This is a genomic window from Burkholderia sp. BCC1047 (genome assembly GCF_902833155.1).
GTDB lineage: Bacteria > Pseudomonadota > Gammaproteobacteria > Burkholderiales > Burkholderiaceae > Burkholderia > Burkholderia sola.
Genome location: NZ_CADFEH010000001.1, coordinates 306,735 through 326,581 on the forward strand (window position 1 = coordinate 306,735; position 19,847 = coordinate 326,581).

A 19,847-nucleotide genomic window follows, 5' to 3' on the forward strand; every position below is an offset into this window, starting at 1 on the left:
TCAGTCGACCATCGACGAGGCCGACATCTGCGTGCGGCCACGCGTCTGCACGGCCGCATCGCGCACGCGGATCGCCGCCTGCATGCCCGACAGCTTCAGTTCGGTTTCCTGATATTCGTTGACCGGCTCGGACTCGGCGACGATGCCGCAGCCCGCGAACAGCCGGCACGCGCCGCCCGCGACCAGCGCCGAGCGCAGCGCGACGATGAAATCGCCGTTGCCGTGCGCGTCGATCCAGCCGATCGGCGCCGCATACCAGCCGCGATCGAAGCCTTCGTGCGCACGGATGTGGTCGAGCGCCGGTGCGCGCGGATGGCCGGCCACCGCGGGCGTCGGATGCAGCGCGGCGACGACCTGCAACAGCGACGCATCCGCATTCAGCGCCGCGCGGATCGGCGTGCTCAGGTGCTGCAGCTTCGGCAGCCGGTGCAGCGACGGTTGATCGGGCACGTCCAGCGTGCGCGCCAGCGGCGCGAGCGCGGCACGGATCGCGTCGACGACGAGCGCGTGTTCGAGCCGTTCCTTCGCCGAAGCCATCAGCGCGGCGCCGAGCGCGCGATCGTCGTCGGGCGTCGCGCCGCGCCGGATCGTGCCGGCCAGCGCATGCGTGCGCACGTCGCCGGCCGCGACACGCGCGAGCCGTTCCGGCGTGGCGCCGACGAAGCACGCCTCTTCTCGACGGACGGCGAACAGGTGCGCATGCGCATCGCGCCGCCGCAGACGGCGCAGCAGCGGCGCGATCGCGACGGGCCGCGCGTACCGTTCGAGCACGTCGCGGGCGAGCACGACCTTGCCGAACGCGCCGTCGCGGATCGCGTCCACTGCGCGACGGACTTCGTGCTGCCATTCGCTTGCCTGCAGCGCCTGCGTGTGCAGCAGTTGCGGCGGATCGTCCTCCGCGGCCTCGGCAAGCGCACCGAGCGACTCGATCCGGGCGAGACCCGCATGCGCGAGCGCGGCCGGATCGTCGTGGGCGGCGACGACCTGCTGGCAGACGGCCCAGTACGCGTCGCCTTCGCGCACGATCAGCAGCCGCGCCAGCGTCATGCTCGCATCGGGAAACGGCGCCCAGTGCACGCTGCGCGGGCCCTGCGAATCGAACCGGAAGCCGCCGACCAGCCGCGGCGGCTGCGGGCCGGCCGTGACCGCGTCGCGCACGAGCGTGCGCCAGCGCGCGTCGATCTGCGCGAAGCGCGTGTCGCCGGTGGCGCGCAGTTCGACGGCGCAGTCCCAGCCGAACAGCGTGACGGACGCATCGCCGGCTTCGTGGAAACACCACGGCGTGACGCCGTCGTCCCACGCGGCGATCAGGTCGAAGAAGTCGAGCGGGCGCAGCGGCACCGAGACCGACGCGAGCGTCGCCGCGCCGGTGGCGGCGGCGCGGCGGGCCGCCCGCGCGAACGTGTCGTGCAGCAGCGGAAGGCCGGCGTTCATGCGAGCCCCCGCTGTTGTCGCCAGTATTGCGTCTGCTGCGCGATGTACCACGCGATGAGCTGGACGAACAGCGTCTCGACGTAGTCGGCGTCGAGGCCAGCCTGTTCGGCCCAGCGGCGCCGGTCGGGCAGCATCGCGGCCACCCGCTCCGGCGCGGCGATGCTCGCTTCGTCCGGCTTGAAGCGCGACGCGGCCAACACGTACTGCATGCGCCGGCCGAGCGCGTCGATGATGTCGGCGTCCAGGCGATCGATCGCTTCGCGAATGTCGGGAAGCCCCGTGCAGGCGTCCGGTGTTTTCATGTGTACTCCTTTCCGTAACGAAGGGACTGGTCGATCCGTTCGACCAGATGGGCGATCACCGCCGGGTATTGGTGCCGCAGATAGAAGTGGTCGCCGTTGAACGTCTGGACGCGGATCGGCCGCGTCGCGACGTCCTGCCACGCATGCGCCTCGTCGTTGTCCAGCTCGGGATCGGCGAGCGGCAGCATCACGCCGAGCGGCGCATCGATGCGCGGCGGGCGGTCGCGCCGATACGTTTCGATCGCGCGGTAGTCGTGGCGGATCATCGGCAGGTAGATCGCGCGCATTTCCGGATCGGCGAGCAGCGCGGCGTGCTCGCCGGACAGCCGGGCGACATCGCCGACGAGCGCGTCGTCGGATTGCAGGTGCAGATCCGACGGGCGCTGGCGATGCGGCGGCGGCAGCGCGGAAACGGCCACGTAAAGCGGCGCGGCGCCGCGCGCTTCGAGCCGTACCGCGACCTCGTACGCGAGCGCCGCGCCGAGGCTGTGCCCGAACAGCACGAGCGGCGCGTGCGCATAGCGTTGCAGCGCGTCGGTGGCGGGGCCGGCGAGCGCGTCGATCGAGTGCAGGCACGGCTCCTCGAAGCGCTCCTCGCGACCCGGATACTGCAGCGCGAGCAGATCGACGTCCCACGGCAGCGCACGGCGCCAGCCGCGAAAGAAATTCGCGGTGCCGCCGGCGTGCGGAAAGCAGACGAGCTGCGCGCGCGGGCACGGCGACAGCCGCAGCTCGCGAATCCAGTGCGAGTCGGTCGCGCGCGTGCTCATGCGGCCGCCGCCTGCAACTGGCGGCGCAACAGGTCGCGCAGCGATTTCTTGCTGGTCTTGCCGATGCCGGTTTCCGGAAAACGCGGCATGAATTCGATGCGGTCGGGGATCTTGAACGCCGCGAGCCCGCAGTCGCGCAGATAACGTTTCAGCACCAGTCTGGACGGGGCCGGCGTGCGTGCGACGACGAACGCGCAGGTCCGTTCGCCGAGCATCGGGTCGGGCATCGCGACGACCGCCGCGTCGTGCACCTGCGGATGCGCGAGCAACAGGTTTTCCACTTCCTCGGCGGAGATCTTCTCGCCGCCGCGGTTGATCTGATCCTTGTCGCGACCTTCGACGACGAGGTCGCCGTCGGCGGTGCGCCGCACGCGGTCGCCGCTGCGATAGAAGCCGTCGGTCGTGAATGCCGTCGCGTCGTGCTCCGCGAGCCGGTAGTAGCCGCGAATCGTGTACGGGCCGCGTACCTGCAGTTCGCCGATTTCGCCGGGCGCGACCGGTGTGCCGGCTTCATCGACGATGCGCACTTCGTCGCCGTCCGACACGGGGCGGCCCTGCGTGTGCGCGATGCGCTCGGGCGCATCGTCGAGCCGCGTGCAGCAGATGAGCCCTTCGGCCATGCCGAACACCTGCTGCAGCCGGCAGCCGAGCACGGGCGTCACGCGCGCGGCCGCGTGGTCCATCAGCCGTGCGCCGCCGACCTGCAGCACGCGCAGGCTCGACAGGTCGGCCTGTCGTTGCGGCTGCTCGTCCAGCCACAGCAACGCGAGCGGCGGCACGAGCGCGGTATGCGTGACGCGTTCCTGCGCGATCAGCGCGAAGCTTTGATCGGGCTCGGGCCGTACGGTCGTCACGACCCGGCCGCCCGCGAGCAACGCGCCGATCGTGCCGGGGCAGCACAGCGTGAAGTTGTGCGCCATCGGCAGCGCGGCGAGATAGACGGTCTCGGCGTCGAAACCGCTCGCGGCGCTGCACGCGCGCACGTTGTACAGATATTCGCGATGGCGGCGCGGAATCAGCTTCGGCGTGCCGGTCGTGCCGCCCGACAACTGGAAGCACGCGATGTCGTCGGCGCTTGCCGCGCAGGCGTGCACGGGCGGCGCGTCGTACAGCGTATCGAACGGCGTGAACGCGTGATCGTCGCCGGCCATCACGATGTGCTCGAGCGTCGGGCAGTCGGCCTGCAACGCGGCCGCGAGCGGCCGGCAGTCGAAATCGCCGAGTGGCGACGCGCCGAGGTACGCACGCGCGCCGGCGAAGCGGCAGAACGCGCCGATCTCGTAGTGACGGTGCGCGGGCAGCGCGAGCACCGGCCGCACGCCGAGCTGGAACAGCGCGAAGCACGTCTCGATGAAGCGCGCGCCGTTCGGCAACTGGACGACGACCGTATCGCCGCGCGTCAGGCCGAGCCGCGCGAGGCCGCCCGCGACGCGGCGAATGCGCGCCAGCAGATCGCGATAGCACAGCCGCAGCGTGCCGTCGACGATCGCGAGCGCGTCGGGATGGCGCTGCGCGCAGGCATCGAGCGCGTCGAAGAACGTCGTGTCCTGCCAGTAGCCGGCGTCGCGGTAGCGGCGCACGAACGCGTCGGGCCAGTCGGGCGCGTCGGCCGGTACGGAAGAAGGGGAGGATTGCATGCGCTGACCTCGAGCTCCGGCAAGTTGTCAAAAATTGTAAATGAGAGGTATTATCATTTGGAACAGGTGCTGCGATAGCGCCGTTTCTTTTGATATCGCGGCAATTTCGTTCGATCGGGCGTCGATCGCGCGGCGCCCGCCCGGTCCGGCCGGACAATCGGCCGGTTGCCGCCGGCGTGCGCTGGCCCGCACGTGCCGCCTCACCAACGGACCTCCGATGAGATCGACTTCCTTCGCTTCGTCACGACGTCACCCGCCGGTGCTCGTGCCCGGCAATCATCCGGGCGTGGTGCACATCGACGCGGGCATGAAACTCATGAGCGGCACGCTGTGCTCGGACAGCCGCGACTGGTACGAGGAGCCGCTCGAAAAAGGGCTGAAGCTCGTCCTCGTGCAGAGCGGGCAGTTACGCTGCCGCGTGCCGGGCCAGCCCGAGCAATGCATCAAGGGGCCGGGCCTGTGCGTGATCGCCAACGACGGCGAATTCACGACGCACCAGATCTACGATCGCGACGTGCCGCTGCGCTACACGATCGTGCAGCTCGGCCTCGACGCGCTCGATCGCAACCTGAGCCTGCTGCCGGAGAAGATGCTCGCGCCGACGGGCGGCGATCCGCGCATCGTCAGTTGCCCGGCGTCGAAGGCGCTGCAGGCGCTCGCCGTGCAGATCGCCACCTGCCCGTTCGAGGGCGCGGTGCGCGAGTACTACCTGAAGGCGAAGGCATTCGAGCTGACCGCGCTGAGCGCGCAGTTGCTGGCCACGCAGCGGCAATCGGCGCCGGCCGACGTGCGCGTCACGTCGTCGGATGTCGAGCGCGTGTACGCGGCGAGCGACATCCTGACGCGCGAGCTTCAGCATCCGCCGACGCTCGACGCGCTCGCGAGCCGCGTCGGGATGAATTCGCGCAAGCTGACGGCCGGCTTCCGCAAGGTATTCGGCACGAGCGTGTACGCGTATCTGCAGGAATACCGGCTGCGGACCGCGCACGCGATGCTGTGCGCGGAGGATGCGAACGTGTCGACCGTCGCGTACCGCGTCGGCTACAGCCCCGCGCATTTTTCGATCGCGTTCCGCAAGCGCTACGGCATTTCGCCGAGCGATATCCGCGTGTCGTCGAACGCGATCGACGACCACGAACGGGCGGGCGCGGCGATCTAAAACAACTGACCGGCAGCCTAAAGGAATCGACCGGGCTCATGGGTGTTAATGAGATAGATTCTCATTCACAGGTGGCCGCCGCCGCGCGGACCCGCCGTCGAACGACCCATACAAGGCGTGCCCATGAGCCAGACCGTTGTCGATTCCATTACCGACCATTCCGATCCTTCCTGTTGTGCTCCCCCTGACTTTCGCGCACGGCTCGTCGCGCTGATCGCCGAGCTGCTCGACGAATCCGTCGACGAGATCGCGTCGCTCGACGATGACGAGGACCTGCTGAGCTGCGGCCTCGATTCGATCCGGCTGATGTATCTGCAAACGCGCGTGAACCGGCTCGGCCATGTGCTGACGTTCGACGCGCTCGCACGCACGCCGACGCTCGGCGCGTGGACTGCGTTGCTCGCGAATGCGCCGCGTATCGCGCGGGCGGAAGCCGCCGCTGCTCCCGAAGCGGTCGACGTGCATGCGCCGTTCGAGTTGTCCGCGGTGCAGCAGGCGTACTGGCTCGGCCGCGGCGACGGCGAGGTGCTCGGCAACGTGAGCTGCCACGCGTTCCTCGAATTCCGCAGCCGCGCGATCGATTCCGTTCGTCTCGACATCGCGTGCCGGCGCGTGCGCGAGCGTCATCCGATGCTGCGCGCGCGTTTCGACGGCGGCCGCCAGCAGATCCTCGCCGAGTCGGACGCACCGGTGTTCGCGTACGCCGACTGGCGCGACAAGACCGATGCCGATGCGCACGCCGAGTGGACGTCGCTGCGCGCGTTCCGCTCGCACGAATGTCTCGATGTCGAGCACGCGCAAGTGTTCATGATCGGGCTCGTGCAGATGCCCGGCGGTGAGGATCGCGTGTGGCTCAGCGTCGACCTGCTCGCGGCCGATGTCGACAGCGTGCGGCTGCTGATGCACGAGATCGGCGTCGCGTATGCCGAGCCGTCGGCGCTGCCGGATGCGCCGTCGACGTGGTTCCCGGCCTGGCTCGCGCGTCGCGCGGCCGATACGCGCGAGGCGCGGGCCGCGGCGCGCGACGCATGGCACGCGCGGCTCGCGACGCTGCCGGAAGGGCCGGCGCTGCCGCTCGCCCGTGCGCCGGAAACGATCCGCGCGCCGCGTTTCAGCCGCGTGGCGCACACGCTGAGCACGGACGAGTTGACGCGTCTGCAGGCGCGCGCCGCGCAGCATGGCGTCACGCTGTCGTCGGTGTTCGGCGCGGCGTTCGCGGCGGTGCTCGCGCGCTGGAGCGGCCGGCACGCATTCCTGCTCAACGTGCCGCTGTTCGACCGGCACGGCGATGCGCCCGATCTGGGCCGCGTGATCGCCGATTTCACGACGCTGTTGCTCGTCGAATGCGACGTGCGCGCCGATGCGAGCGCGGCCGACGCGGTGCGCGCGTTCCAGCAGCGGCTGCACGGTGCGATCGCGCACGCCGCGTATCCGGCGCTCGACGTGCTGCGCGATGCGCGTCGGCAGGGCACGCCGCGCGCGGCGCCGGTCGTGTTTTCGTGCAATCTCGGCGACGACTCGTTCGTGCCCGAGGCGTTCGCGCAGGTGTTCGGCGATCTGCACGACATGATTTCGCAGACGCCGCAGGTGTGGCTCGACCATCAGCTCTATCGCGTGGCGGGCGGCGCGCTGCTCGCGTGGGACAGCGTCGACGGCCTGTTCCCGGACGGGATGATCGACGCGATGTTCGGCGCGTATGTCGCGTTCGTGCAGGCGCTGTGCGATCGCGACTGGCGGCTGCCGATCGCGGTCGAGCTGCCGTCCGCGCAGCGGCGCGTGCGCGATGCGCTCAACGCGTTGCCGGCCCCTGGCCGCCCGCGCACGCTGCATCACGATTTCTTCGCGCTGGCCGCACGCGAGCCGGCTGCCGTCGCAGTGCGATGCGGCGACCGCGCGGTGACGCGCGGCGAACTGGCCGCGCAGGCGCTCGCGATCGCGGGCGGGTTGCGGGCGGCCGGGATCGGCCACGGCGATGCGGTCGAGATCAGCCTGCCGCGCGGGCCCGCGCAGGTCGCGGCCGTGTTCGGCGTGCTGGCTGCCGGCGCGTGCTACGTGCCGCTCGACATCGCGCAGCCGGTCGCGCGCAAGGCGTTGATCGAGCGTGCGGCGGGCGTGAAGGCCGTGATCGGCGACACCGCGTGCGCGGACGGGCCGCTGCCGCACGTCGGCGTCGCCGCGCTGCTGCGACATGCGCCGCTGGCCGCGCCGCTTGCAGTCGCGCCGCAGGCGACGGCCTACGTGATCTACACGTCCGGGTCGACGGGCGTGCCGAAGGGTGTCGAGATGACGCACGCGGCGGCGCTGAACACGATCGACGCGATCGATGCGCTGCTCGGCGTGCGCGCGGACGATCGGCTGCTCGCGGTGTCGGCGCTCGATTTCGACCTGTCGGTGTACGACCTGTTCGGCGCGCTGGGCGCCGGTGCGGAACTCGTGCTGCCGACGCAGGACGAAGCGCGCGATGCGGCACGCTGGATCGACCTGATCGCGCAGCACCGCGTGACGCTGTGGAACTCGGCGCCCGCGCTGCTGGAAATGGCGCTCGCCGTGCCGGCGGCGCGCGACGCGTGCCGCAGCGTGCGCGCGGCGCTGCTGTCCGGCGACTGGATCGCGCTCGACCTGCCGGCGCGCCTGCGCGAGCGCTGCGGCGACGCGTGTGCGTTCCACGCGCTCGGCGGCGCGACCGAGGCCGGCATCTGGTCGAACGTGCAGACGGTGCGCGACGTGCCGCCGCACTGGCGTTCGATTCCGTATGGGCGGCCGTTGCCGGGGCAGGCGTATCGCGTCGTCGATGCCGACGGGCGCGATGCGCCCGATTACGTGCCGGGCGAATTGCTGATCGGCGGCGACAGTCTCGCGCGCGGCTACCGGAACGATCCCGAGCTGACCGCGCAGCGTTTCGTGCAGCACGCGTCGGGCCGCTGGTATCGCACCGGTGACCGGGGCCGCTACTGGCCGGACGGGACACTCGAATTCCTCGGGCGCGAGGATCGGCAAGTGAAGGTGCGCGGGCACCGGATCGAACTCGGCGAGATCGAGGCGGCGCTGGCCGCGCATCCGCGGATCGACGGCGCGTGCGCGAGCGTCGTCCACGGCGAGGCCGCGCGCATCGTCGCGGCGTTCGTGCCGGCCGATTGCGCAGCATCGGACACCGCGCCGTCGTCGCTCGCGGAAGCCGGCATGGCCGACACGATGCCGGCGGAAGCGGCCATCGCGCATGCCGTTGCCGGCCGGTTGCGCGACGGCGACGCGGGCTTGCCGCCGTCGCTGCGTGCGCACTGGCACGCGAAGGGCGACGCATCGATTGCCATCGACGATGCGCTCGATCGACTCGACTGGCAGGCCACCGATCTCGACGACCTGACGGCAGCGCTGCGCGCGTTCGCCGCCGAGCCCGACACCGCCGCGCAGCGCGTGCCGCTGGACCCGTGCGTGGCGCCGCTCGCGTTCGCGACGCGTTTGCCGGACGGCGCGCGCGCACTGCGCGAATTTGCGGGCGCGCTGGACGCACAGGCCGCGGCAAACGAACGCGCATTGCGTGTCGCGGTGCTCGACGTCCGCGCTGGGCAGCCGCTCGATGCCGGGCTCGGCGTGCTCGACGATCCACGCTTCGACGTGACGCTGTTCGACGTGTCGCCGGGCCTGTTGCACACCGCCCAGGCCCGCTTCGCCCGGACGATGCCGGCGCTTCAGCCGATGCAGGACGGCTTGCTGCCCGCACGCCATCTCGGCGCATTCGATTGCGTGATCAGTTTCGCGGCCGCGCATCTGCGCGACGATCCGCGCGACACGTTCCGGATCGCGGCTGCGCTGCTTGCGCCCGACGGCCGCCTGCTGCTCGCCGACGTGCTGCGCGATTCGCCGCTGCGCGAACTCGTCGCGAGCGTCGCGGGCGATGCGTCGCCGCCGCGGCCGTTCGCCGGCGATGCGCTCGCGGCAACCGCCCACGCCTGCGGTTTCGCGCTCGATGCGCGGAGCTGGCGCTCGACGGCGTTCGTCTGCATCGAGGCGCGCCGGGTCGGCGAGCCGATCGAGCAGGCGGCGCTCGCCGACTGGCTGCGCGACCGGTTGCCCGACGCGATGCGCCCCGATGCGCTGTGGTGCGTGCCGCGCTGGCCGCTCAACGCGAACGGCAAGATCGACCGCCGCGCAGTCGGGGATGCGCTCGCGCGCGCACTCGGCGACGCACCGGCCGCGCACGACGCGTTCGTGCCGACCGACGAACGGCACGCGATATTGCTGGCCTGCTGGGAACAGGCGCTCGGCCGCGCGGCGAACGCGCGCGACGCGACGTTCTTCGCGCTCGGCGGCGACAGCCTGCTCGCGACGCGCCTGCTCGCGCAACTGCGCGAGCGGCTCGGCGTGCGGATCGGGATGGCCGCGTTCTACCGGCAGCCGACGCTGGCCGGTCTCGCGGCGCAGCTCGACGAACTGACGCCGGCGGCGCCCGCCGACAGCGACGCATCGGTCGCGACGATCGAGGAGGGCGTGCTGTGAGCTTCGACGACGTGCTCGATCTCTGCCGCGAACGGCAGATCGAACTATGGTGCGACGACGGCGGCCAGTTGCGCTATCGCGCACCGGCCGGCGCGCTCGATGCGGATCTCGCCGCGCGCATCAAGGCCGAACGCGACGCGTTCGTCCGCTTCCTTCAGGACGGCGCATGGCGCAGCGATCCGGCGCGCCAGTACGAACGGTTCGCCCTGACGCCGGTGCAGGCCGCGTATGTGCTGGGCCGCCACGCATCGTTCGAGTTCGGCGGCAGCGCATGCCATCTATACGTCGAATACGACGAACCGAAGGATCTCGACTGCGTGCGCTTCGAAGCCGCTTGGAATGCATGCGTCGCGCGCCATCCGATGCTGCGCGCGATCGTCGAGGACAACGCATGGCAGCGCGTGCTGCCCGACGTGCCGTGGCAGCCGCTCATCGTGCACGACCTGCGCGACGCCGACGCGAACGCATTCGACGCACACCTGAACCGCGTGCGCGAGCGCCTCGATCATGCGGTGCATGCACTCGACCGCTGGCCGGTGCTGCAGCCGGAAGTGAGCGTCGGGCCGGACGTCGCGGTGCTGCACCTGTCCGTGGATTTCACGCTGATCGACTACGCGAGCCTGCAATTGCTGCTCGCCGAATGGCGGCGTCGTTACGACGATCCGCAATGGCGGCCCGCGCCGCTCGATGCGACGTTTCGCGACTATGTGATGCATGAAGCACAGGCCGGCACGCGGGCCGACCATGCGCGCGACAAGGCGTGGTGGCTCGCTCGCATCGACGCGCTGCCCGCGCGTCCCGATTTGCCGGTCGTGCCCGTGCTGCACACCGGCGCGCCGCCGCGCTTCACGCATCGGCATGCGCGGCTCGATCGCACGCAATGGGCCGCGCTGAGCGGCCATGCGAGCCGTTTCGGGCTGAGCGCGGCGAGCGTCGCGCTGGCCGCGTTCGCCGAGGTCGTCGGCCGCTGGAGCCAGGCGCCGGCGTTCTGCCTGAACCTGACGGTGCTGAACCGTCCGCCCGTGCATCCGCGCATCGATGCGGTGCTCGGCGATTTCACCGCACTGAGCCTGCTCGCCGTCGATACGACGCACGGGCGCGATTTCGCCGAGCGCGCCCGCACGATCGGCGCGCGGATGTTCGACGATCTCGACCATCGCGCGTTCACTGGCGTCGACGTGATGCGCGAACTCGCGCGGCGGCGCGGCAAGGAGGCGGCGCTGATGCCGGTGGTGTTCACGAGCGGGATCGGCAGCGTCGGGCGCCTGCTCGGCGAGCAGGCGACTCGCGCCGAACCGCCGCGCACCATGATCAGCCAGACGCCGCAGGTATGGCTCGACTGCCAGGTGACCGACCAGTTCGGCGGCTTGGAAATCGGCTGGGACGTACGCGACGACCTGTTTCCGGACGGCATGCCGGCCGCGATGTTCGATGCGTATGTCGCGCTGCTGGGCCGGCTGGCCGACGATGCCGCATGGTGGTCGCGTGCGGGCGACATCGTGCTGCCGTCCGCTGCGCCGGTCGCCGACGTGCATCCGGATGCCGATACGCATATCGCGGCCGGTTTCGCCGCGCAGGCGTTGCGTACGCCCGATGCGCCGGTCGTGATCGACGCGCAGGGGGCGCGCACGTACCGCGACGTCGCGCAACACGCGGCGGCGCTGCGTACGGCGCTGGAACAGGCCGGTGTCGGCGTGGGCGACACCGTCGCGGTGCTGATGCCGAAGTGCGCGCACCAGCTCGCGGCCGTGCTCGCGATCGTTCAGGCGGGCGCCGCGTACGTGCCGGTCGACAGCCGCCAGCCGGCGCTGCGGCAGCAGGCCATTCTGCGCAATGCGCGGGTACGTGCGGTCGTCAGCATACAGGCGCTCGCATTCGAACACGATGGTTGCGTGCGCATCGATATCGATGCGTTGCCGATCGATCCGCAATGGCCGCCGCGCGCCGCGTGCGACGTCGCCCCCGATGCGTTGGCCTACGTGATCTACACGTCGGGTTCCACTGGCGAGCCGAAGGGCGTGATGCTGAGCCACGCGGCGGTGTGCAACACGCTCGCCGACATCAGCGCGCGGCATGCGGTCGGCGCGGGCGACGTGGTGCTGGGCCTGGCCGAACTGAGCTTCGACCTGTCCGTCTACGACTGCTTCGGTGCAACCGCGCGCGGCGCATGCATCGTGCTGCCCGATCCGGCGCGCGGCAACGATCCGTCGCACTGGGCCGAACTGATGGCGCGCTATCGCGTGACGCTATGGAACTCGGTGCCCGCGCAGGGGCAAATGCTGATCGACTACCTCGAAGGCGAACCGGCGCTCGACGTGCCGGGCCCACGTCGCGTGCTGTGGTCGGGCGACTGGATTCCGGTGACGCTGCCGACCCGCTGGTGGCGCCGCTGGCCCGACAGCGCGCTGTTCAGCCTGGGCGGCGCGACCGAAGCGTCGATCTGGTCGATCGAGCATCCGATCCGCCCCGAAGACACGCAGCTCGCGAGCATTCCGTACGGCCGCGCGCTGACAGGGCAGACGATGGAGGTGCTCGACGCACTCGGTCGGCCGTGCCCGCCCGGCGTGCGCGGCGAGATCCATATCGGCGGCGTCGGGCTCGCAACGGGCTATGCGAACGATCCCGTGCGGACGGCCGAACGCTTCATCCGTCATCCGGACGGACGCAGGCTTTATCGCACCGGCGATCTCGGTCGCGTGCGCGCCGACGGCTCGCTCGAATTCCTCGGGCGGCAGGACGATCAGGTGAAGATCCGCGGCTACCGGATCGAACTGGCCGAGATCGACGCGGCGCTGACCGCGCATCCGCTCGTCGGCGCGGCCGCGACGATCGTGCTCGGCGACGGCGCGGAGCGCCGGCTCGCGAGCTTCGTGTCGCTGCAGGGCGCGGAAGCGCCGCCGTCGGCGCAGGACGATGCGCTGCATGACGTAGCGACGCAGGTGCGTGCGGCATTCGACGCCGCGCATTGGCCCACGCAGGCGGACGTGTCGCGTTCGGTCGCGCAGCTCGAAACGGCATGCGTGGCGTCGCTCGCCGCGTGGATCGTGCCGGCCGGCGGCTTGACGACGGACGGCTCGACCGGTTTCGCGACGCTGTGCGAGCGGCTGCGCGTGCCGGCGGCACGACGGCATCTGCTGCGCCACTGGCTCGCGATGCTGGTCGCGCATCGCGTGCTGGATGCGGACGCCGACGACGGCTGGCGCATGCGGCCCGACGCGCACATCGTCGACGCGCTTGCCTGCTGGGACGCATTCGCGCAACACGCGTCGCCCGAGCTGTGGCCGGCCGTGCTCGTCGACTACTTCCGCGATAGCGCCGGATGTCTCGACGCGCAGATCGACGGCAGCGTATCGCCGGCCGGCCTGATGTTCCCGGAAGGTGCTCCGCATATCGCCGAAGCGATGTACAGCGACGGCGAACATGCCCGCGCGCTGCATCGCGGGATGGCGCAGGCCGTGCGCGCGGTGATCGAGCGCGAGCCGCAGCGCGCGTGGCGCATCCTCGAGATCGGTGCGGGCACGGCCGCCGCGACGCGCGCGATCGTCGACGCGCTCGCGCCGCTGGTCGAAGCCGAGACGCGCATCGATTACCTGTTCAGCGACGTGTCGAGCTACTTCCTCGCGGCCGCGCGCGAGCGTTTCGCCGCGTATCCGTGGATGCGCTTCGTGCGCTTCGACATGAACGCGCGCTGCGACGCGCAGGGCATTGCGCCGCATTCGGTCGACCTGACGATCAGCTCCGGCGCGCTGAACAATGCGCGCGATACGGTCGCGCTGATCGCCGGATTGCGCGCGCTGTCGGCCGCCGACGCGTGGTGGGTGATCCAGGAGCTGACGGCCGAGCATCCGGAAATCAGCATCAGCCAGGCGCTGATGATGGAGACGCCGGACGACGCGCGGGCCGCATCGGCACGGTTGTTCGTGCCGCACGCGCAGTGGCTCGAATGGCTGCAGGCCGAAGCGGGCGATCGCGCGCTCGGTTGCGTCGCGCCCGACACGCCGCTCGCCGCGCTCGGCTACGACATCCTGCTTGCCCACGTGAAGCGCGGCGCGGCGCGCATCGCGCCGGATGCGCTGCTGGCGTTCGTCGCCGAGCGCGTGCCGGGCTACATGGTGCCGTCGCAACTGCGCGTGCTCGAACGTTTGCCGGTGACCGCGAACGGCAAGATCGACCGCCGTACGCTGGCCGGCATCGCCGATATCCGCGAGCCGGCGCCGGCGGTGGTCCGACCGGTGGCGACGCCAGCCGCCGATCCGCTGCTGGCGCGACTGATCGGTTTGTGGGAAACCGTGCTCGATATGCGCGACGTCTCGCCGGATCAGGACTTCTTCGCCGCGGGCGGCGATTCGCTGTTGATCGCGCAACTCGTGTCGCGGCTGCGCGGCGAGGAACCGCTCGCACATGCGCATCCGTTCGACCGGCTGCTGCGCTGGGTGCTCGCGCAGCCGACGCCGGCCGCGTTCGCGCAATGCCTGCGCGACGCGGGCGAGCAGCCGGCGAGCGCGCCGCCGACGGCCGCGCCTGCCGCCTCGCGCGCGCCGCGTGCTTCGACGGTCGTTCATGCGCCGGCGCCGCGCGTGCGCGCCGGCGTGCGGCCGATTCCACTCGCGCCGGGCGACGGCGTGCCGCGCGTGATCGTGCACGAAGGGCTCGGCACCGTGCATGCGTATCGTCCGGTGCTTCCCGCGCTCGCACGGCTCGGCCCGGTGCTCGGCTTCGCGGTGCGCGACGCGCAGGACTATCTCGACCTGCCGGCGCGGCACCTGAACGCGACGCTCGGCCGGCGTTATGCGGAGGCGCTGTGGCGCAGCGGCGTGCGCGAGGTCGACGTGCTCGGCTATTGCTCGGGCGGGTTGATCGCGCTGGAGATGGCGAAGTCGCTGGTGCAACTCAGCGTCGCGGTGCGCACGCTCGACATCGTGTCGAGCTACCGGATTCCTTACCTGATCGAGGACGAACGCCTTGTGCTGTTCAACTTCGCGGCGACGCTCGGGCTGCCGCTCGACGCGCTCGGTTTTCCGGAGACGTACGTGCTGGCCGACGCGCTCGCCGACGCGTTGAAGGCGGACCCCGCGCGGCTCGCGCCCGGCAGCTTGCAGGCGCAGCTCGAAATCTTCGGCGATCGCTGCGAGCCGCTCGACGTGCTGCGCGACCGTGTGTTGCGCGCGGCGGCCGGCCTGTCGATGCAGGACGCGCTCGCGCATCCGCTGCTCGACGAGCGCGAGCGGCTCTACCGGCTCTTCATGCATTCGGTGCAGGCGTGCCATTGGGCCGGCGATGCGCCGTATGCGGGCGCGTTGCGGCTGTTCGTGCCGGAGCGCTGCAATCCGCTGATTCCGCAGCAGCGCGCGGCGCTCACCGACTACTGGACGGCGCAGGCGCTCGGCGGCATCACCGCCGTCGATATCCCCGGCGGTCATTTCGACTGCCTGAACGCCGCGTTCGTCGATACCCGCCTGAAGGAGGCACGATGAAGGTCCATCCGCTGCCGGTCGTCGTGGCCGGCTCCCGTTTCGGTCAGTTCTATGCGGCGGGCCTCGCGGCATCCGGTTCGTATCGCGTCGTCGGCATCCTCGGGCAGGGCAGCACGCGCACGGCGGCATTGGCCGCGCGCGTCGGGGCGCCGGTGTTCGACCGCGTCGACGCGTTGCCGGACGACGTGCGTGTCGCCTGCGTCGCCGTCGGCGGCGCGGCGCGTGGCGAGCAGGGCGCAGCGCTCGCGTGCCGGCTGCTCGAACGCGGGATCGACGTCGTGATCGAGCATCCGCTGCTGCCCGACGAATGGGACAGCGTGCTGCGCACCGCGTCGCGCGAGGGGCGCCGTTGCCTGCTCAACAGCTTCTATCCGAACCTGCCGGTCGTCGCGCGCTTCATCGCGGTCGCGCGACGGCTGCGCGAGACGAGCGCGCCGGTGCATGCGGATGTCGTGTGCTCGGTGCAGGCGAGCTACGCGGCGCTCGACGTGCTCGCGGCCGCGTTGCAGGGCGTCGGGCCGTGGTCGGTCGAACCGATCGGGCCGGCGCTGTCGTCGATGCGCGAATGCGCGATGGTGCTCGCCGAAACGCCGGTGTCGCTGCGCGTGCACAACGAGATGGCGGCGGCCGACGACGGCCGGATGAGCCTGCTGTTCGGCATCACGCTGACGACCGACGCCGGCACGTGGACGCTCGCGTCGCCGCACGGCCCGCTGTGGTGGGCGCCCGCGCTGCGCGAGCCGGCGATGGATGAAAACGGCCTGTTCCCGATTTTCGGCGAGCCGGCCGGCGACGCCATGCCGAGCATCCAGATCTGCGACGACGCACAGGACACGTGGGCCGACATTCACGCGCGCTGCTGGCCGCAGGCGGCCGTGCGCGCGGTCGACCGGCTCGTGTCCGGCGAAGGGCTGCACGCGTGCAACCAGCGCGGTATCGACGTGGCGCGTGTCTGGCAGCAATTGACCGCGCAACTCGGTTTTCCGGAGCAGCCGCCGGGCGATGCGCGCGCCGCGACGCTCGGCATGCTGCTGGAGCGTGCCGCATGAAGGGGCTGCTTTCGATGTTGCGGCCGTTCGCGGTGCCGCTCGTCACGGCGGTGGCGCTGCAGGCGTTGGCCGGCGTCGCGTCGCTCGTGCCCTGGCTTGCGCTCGCGCATCTCGCCGACGCGTGGCGCGCGACGGCGCAGCTCGACGCGGCGGCGCGCGGCTGGCTCGTCGCGGCCGCGGCGGCCGGCGCATGCTGGCTGGGCGGCCAGACGGTCGCGCTGCACCTGACGCACCGCGTCGACGCCGATCTCGGCGACCGCCTGCGCAAGCGCCTCGCCGATCATCTGCAGCGTTTGCCGCTCGGCTGGTTCGCACGATCGGGCAGCGACCGCATCGCGCGCCATGTCGACCAGGACGTGCGCGCGCTGCACCAGCTCGTCGCGCATGCACCGGCCGATCTCACGCAGCTCGTCGTGGTGCCGTGCGCGGCGCTCGCGTGCCTGCTTTACCTGAATCCGGCGCTGCTCGCGTTCGCGCTCGTGCCGCTCGTCGCCGGTGCGGCGCTGTTCCGCTGGATGCGGTCGGCCCGATTCGCGCCGGCCTTCGCGGCGCGCAACGCGGCGCTCGAACGGCTGATGGGCGACTACGCGCAGCTCGCGCAGAATCCGGCGCTCGTGCGGCAATATCCGGGCGCCGGCATCGAGGCGGCCGCGCTGGCGTCGGCCGGGAATTTCTCGCACGCGTTCTCGGCGTGGGTCGGCCGCATCGGCGGCCTCGGCGCCTGCACGCAGGTGCTGCTCGGCACGCCGTTCCTGCTCGCGTGGGTCGTGTTCGGCGCGACGTGGCTGACGGCCGGGCAGTTGCCGGTCGGCACGCTGTGCGCGTTCGCGCTGCTGATCTGGGCGGTCGCGGCGCCGGTGCGCGCGCTCGGTCACGGCGCCGATGCGTTGCGCGAGGCACGCGCGGCCGCCGCGCGGCTCGATGCGTTGCTCGCGCAGCCGGGCTTGCAGGAACCTGCCGACGGCGCGGCACAGGCGCCGCGCGATGCATCGATCGAACTGCGCGGCGTGCAGGTCGACATCGACGGCGAGCCGATCCTGCGCGACATCGACGCGACGATCGCGGCCGGCACGACCACCGCGATCGTCGGGCCGTCGGGCGCGGGCAAGAGCACGCTGCTGATGCTGCTCGCGCGCTTCATGGAGCCGGATCGCGGCACGGTGCGGCTCGGCGGCGCCGATCTGCGGCTGCTCGCGTCGGCAACGCGCCGCGGACAGATCGCGATGGTGTTCCAGCAGGCGACCGCGCTCGACGATGTGTCGATTGCCGCGAACATCGCGCTGTACCGGCCCGATGCCGATCGCGACGCGATTCGCGCCGCCGCGCGGGCAGCCTGTATCGATGCACGCATCGACGCATTGCCGGGCGGCTACGACTGCGTGTGCGGTCGCGACGTCCGGCTGTCCGGCGGCGAACTGCAGCGACTGTCGATTGCACGTGCGCTGCTGTCGCGCGCGCCGGTGCTGCTGCTCGACGAACCGGCGTCGGCGCTCGATCCGCAAACCGGGCGCGCATTGCGCAACGCATTGCGCGCCGACACGCGAACGCGCGTGATCGTCAGTCACGATCTCGACGCGATCCGGCATGCGGACCAGATTCTCGTGATGGCGCGCGGCCGCATCGTCGAGCGCGGCACGCATGCGGCGCTGCTGGCCGCGCACGGGCTGTATGCGCGGCTCTGGCGCGAACGCGACGCAGCAGGCGGGGAGGCCGCATGATGACGCAATCGCTCAAACGTTTGCAGTGCCTGCCGCGCGACACGCGCCGCGCGCTGTGGCGCGGCGTGAGCTGGGCCGTGGCCGCCGCGTTGCTCGACGGCGCGTGCGGGCTGCTGCTCGTGCCGCTGATCCGCGCCTGGTTCGCCGGCGCGCAGGCTGCCGCGCTGCACTGGACGGCCGTGCTCGGCGCGCTGACGCTGGGCCATGCGCTCGTGCTGTACGTCGCGCAACTTCGCGGCTATCGCGCGGGCGGTGCGCTGGCCGTCGGTCTCGTCGAACGCCTCGTGCAACACCTGCCGCGCATCGCATTGTGGCAGGCGGTGCGCGACAGTCATCCGGCCGGGTTGCTGCGCGGGCCGGTGATGCAGGCGATGGGCATGCCCGCGCACCTGCTTGGGCCGTTGATCGGCGCGGTCGTCACGCCGCTCGCGGTGGTCGCGGGGCTCGCATGGATCGACTGGCGCATCGCGTTGTGTCTCGCGGCGGCGGCCGTGCTGCTGTTCGCGCTGCTGGAGCGCGGCGGTGCGCGCACGCTCACGTTCGAACAGGCGCGCGCCGCCGGCGATCGCGACATGGCCGTGCAGCTTCAGACCTTCGCCGCGCATCAGGGGCTGCTGCGCTTCGCGGGCCGCGAAGGCGACGCGCGCGCGGCGCTGCAGCGCGCATTCGACGAACAGCATCGCCGCACGCGAGCGCTGATGCGGCGCTCGCTGCCGATCGAACTCGGGTTCGCGGGCGCGGTGCAGGGCGTGTTCGTCGCGATGCTGCTCGGCGGCGCATGGACGGTCGCGGCTGGCCGGCTCGACGCGGCGACGGCCGTGGCGGTACTCGTGCTGCTCGTGCGCTTCATCGAGCCGCTCGCGCAACTCACGCAGCTCGACCAGGCGTTGCGCGGCGGCTGGCGCGCGCTCGACACGGTGCTCGCGGTGCTGCACGCGCCGCGTTTCGACAGCCCCGAGCGCGGCACGCCGGTACACGACGCGAGCGTCGACGCGGTACGCGTCGGCTATCGGTCGGCCAGCGGCGCGACGCTGCTCGACGGGATCGACCTGCATTGCCCGGCGGGCGGCTTCGTCGCGATCGTCGGCCCGACGGGCGCGGGCAAGAGCACGCTGCTCGGCGTGCTCGCGCGGCTCGACGACCCGTGCACGGGGCGCGTGCTGCTCGGCCGTGCCGACGTGCGGCACCTGAGCGAGGCGACGCTCGCCGCGACACGCAACCTCGTGTTCCAGGACAACGGGCTGTTTCGCGGCAGCCTCGCGTGGAACGTGCGGATGGGGCGACCCGACGCGATCGATGCCGAATTGCGCGCCGCGCTGGATGCCGTTGGTCTGCTGCGCGACGCCGAGCGCCTGCCGGACGGCCTCGACACCGACGTGGGGCCGGGCGGCCAGTTGCTGTCGGGCGGGCAGCGCCAGCGGGCGTGCCTGGCGCGTGCGCTGCTGGCGCGGGCGCCGGTGCTGATGTTCGACGAACCGACCGCGAGCCTCGACGAGCTGAGCGCGCGGCGCGTGCGCGATGCCCTCGTCGCGCTGCGCGGGCAGCGCACGCGCATCGTCGTCACGCACCAGCCGGCACTCGCGGCGGTCGCCGACACGATCGTCGTGCTCGATGCGGGCCGCGTGCGGGCGACCGGCACGCATGCCCATCTGATCGAGACCGATGCGTGGTACGCGACGTTCGCTCGCGCCGGGCGGCCGCCCGACGGGGCGTTGCCCACCGGCCGGGACACGGAAACCCGGCCGGCCGAATCCGAGTACTGACGTGAACAATGCGGGCCGCCGTGCCCGGAATCGATAGGAAAAGC

The 19,847-nt window shown here is 71.5% G+C and carries 10 protein-coding genes; 6 read left to right on the forward strand and 4 right to left on the reverse strand.

Annotated features, from left to right (window positions below; genetic code table 11):
• The 4 genes from HWX55_RS01250 to HWX55_RS01265 are packed head-to-tail and all read right to left on the reverse strand — an operon-like array spanning nucleotide 1 to nucleotide 4,143.
• A complete protein-coding gene (locus HWX55_RS01250; protein ID WP_175973322.1) occupies nucleotides 1–1,434 on the reverse strand; it encodes an isochorismate synthase in 1,434 nt (477 codons plus the stop codon).
• Complete coding sequence (locus HWX55_RS01255) at nucleotides 1,431–1,736, reverse strand: isochorismate lyase (protein WP_175973323.1); 306 nt, start codon at nucleotides 1,734–1,736, stop codon at nucleotides 1,431–1,433. Before HWX55_RS01255 ends, HWX55_RS01250 begins: the two co-directional genes overlap by 4 nt.
• On the reverse strand, nucleotides 1,733–2,506 hold the full coding sequence (locus HWX55_RS01260; protein ID WP_175973325.1) for an alpha/beta fold hydrolase: 774 nt from the start codon (nucleotides 2,504–2,506) through the stop codon (nucleotides 1,733–1,735). The genes HWX55_RS01255 and HWX55_RS01260 overlap by 4 nt, the downstream gene beginning before the upstream one ends.
• Nucleotides 2,503–4,143: an AMP-binding protein gene (locus HWX55_RS01265; RefSeq protein ID WP_175973327.1), complete on the reverse strand. Its 1,641-nt coding sequence runs from the start codon at nucleotides 4,141–4,143 to the stop codon at nucleotides 2,503–2,505. Before HWX55_RS01265 ends, HWX55_RS01260 begins: the two co-directional genes overlap by 4 nt.
• Before the next feature lie 217 nt (nucleotides 4,144–4,360).
• Between HWX55_RS01265 and HWX55_RS01270 the strand changes: the two genes are divergently transcribed.
• From HWX55_RS01270 to HWX55_RS01295, 6 genes are all read left to right on the forward strand, one after another.
• Nucleotides 4,361–5,302, forward strand: a complete 942-nt coding sequence (locus HWX55_RS01270) for an AraC family transcriptional regulator (protein WP_175973329.1) — start codon at nucleotides 4,361–4,363, stop codon at nucleotides 5,300–5,302.
• A 123-nt stretch (nucleotides 5,303–5,425) separates the two neighbouring features.
• Nucleotides 5,426–9,799, forward strand: a complete 4,374-nt coding sequence (locus tag HWX55_RS01275; protein WP_175973331.1) for a non-ribosomal peptide synthetase — start codon at nucleotides 5,426–5,428, stop codon at nucleotides 9,797–9,799.
• Nucleotides 9,796–15,273 (forward strand): non-ribosomal peptide synthetase, encoded by a 5,478-nt coding sequence (locus HWX55_RS01280; protein WP_175973333.1) that lies wholly within the window; start codon nucleotides 9,796–9,798, stop codon nucleotides 15,271–15,273. The genes HWX55_RS01275 and HWX55_RS01280 overlap by 4 nt, the downstream gene beginning before the upstream one ends.
• Complete coding sequence (locus HWX55_RS01285; protein WP_175973335.1) at nucleotides 15,270–16,322, forward strand: Gfo/Idh/MocA family oxidoreductase; 1,053 nt, start codon at nucleotides 15,270–15,272, stop codon at nucleotides 16,320–16,322. Before HWX55_RS01280 ends, HWX55_RS01285 begins: the two co-directional genes overlap by 4 nt.
• A complete protein-coding gene (locus HWX55_RS01290; protein WP_175973337.1) occupies nucleotides 16,319–18,040 on the forward strand; it encodes an ABC transporter ATP-binding protein in 1,722 nt (573 codons plus the stop codon). Before HWX55_RS01285 ends, HWX55_RS01290 begins: the two co-directional genes overlap by 4 nt.
• Nucleotides 18,040–19,803, forward strand: a complete 1,764-nt coding sequence (locus HWX55_RS01295; protein ID WP_175973544.1) for an ABC transporter ATP-binding protein — start codon at nucleotides 18,040–18,042, stop codon at nucleotides 19,801–19,803. Before HWX55_RS01290 ends, HWX55_RS01295 begins: the two co-directional genes overlap by 1 nt.
• Nucleotides 19,804–19,847: the final 44 nt, after the last annotated feature.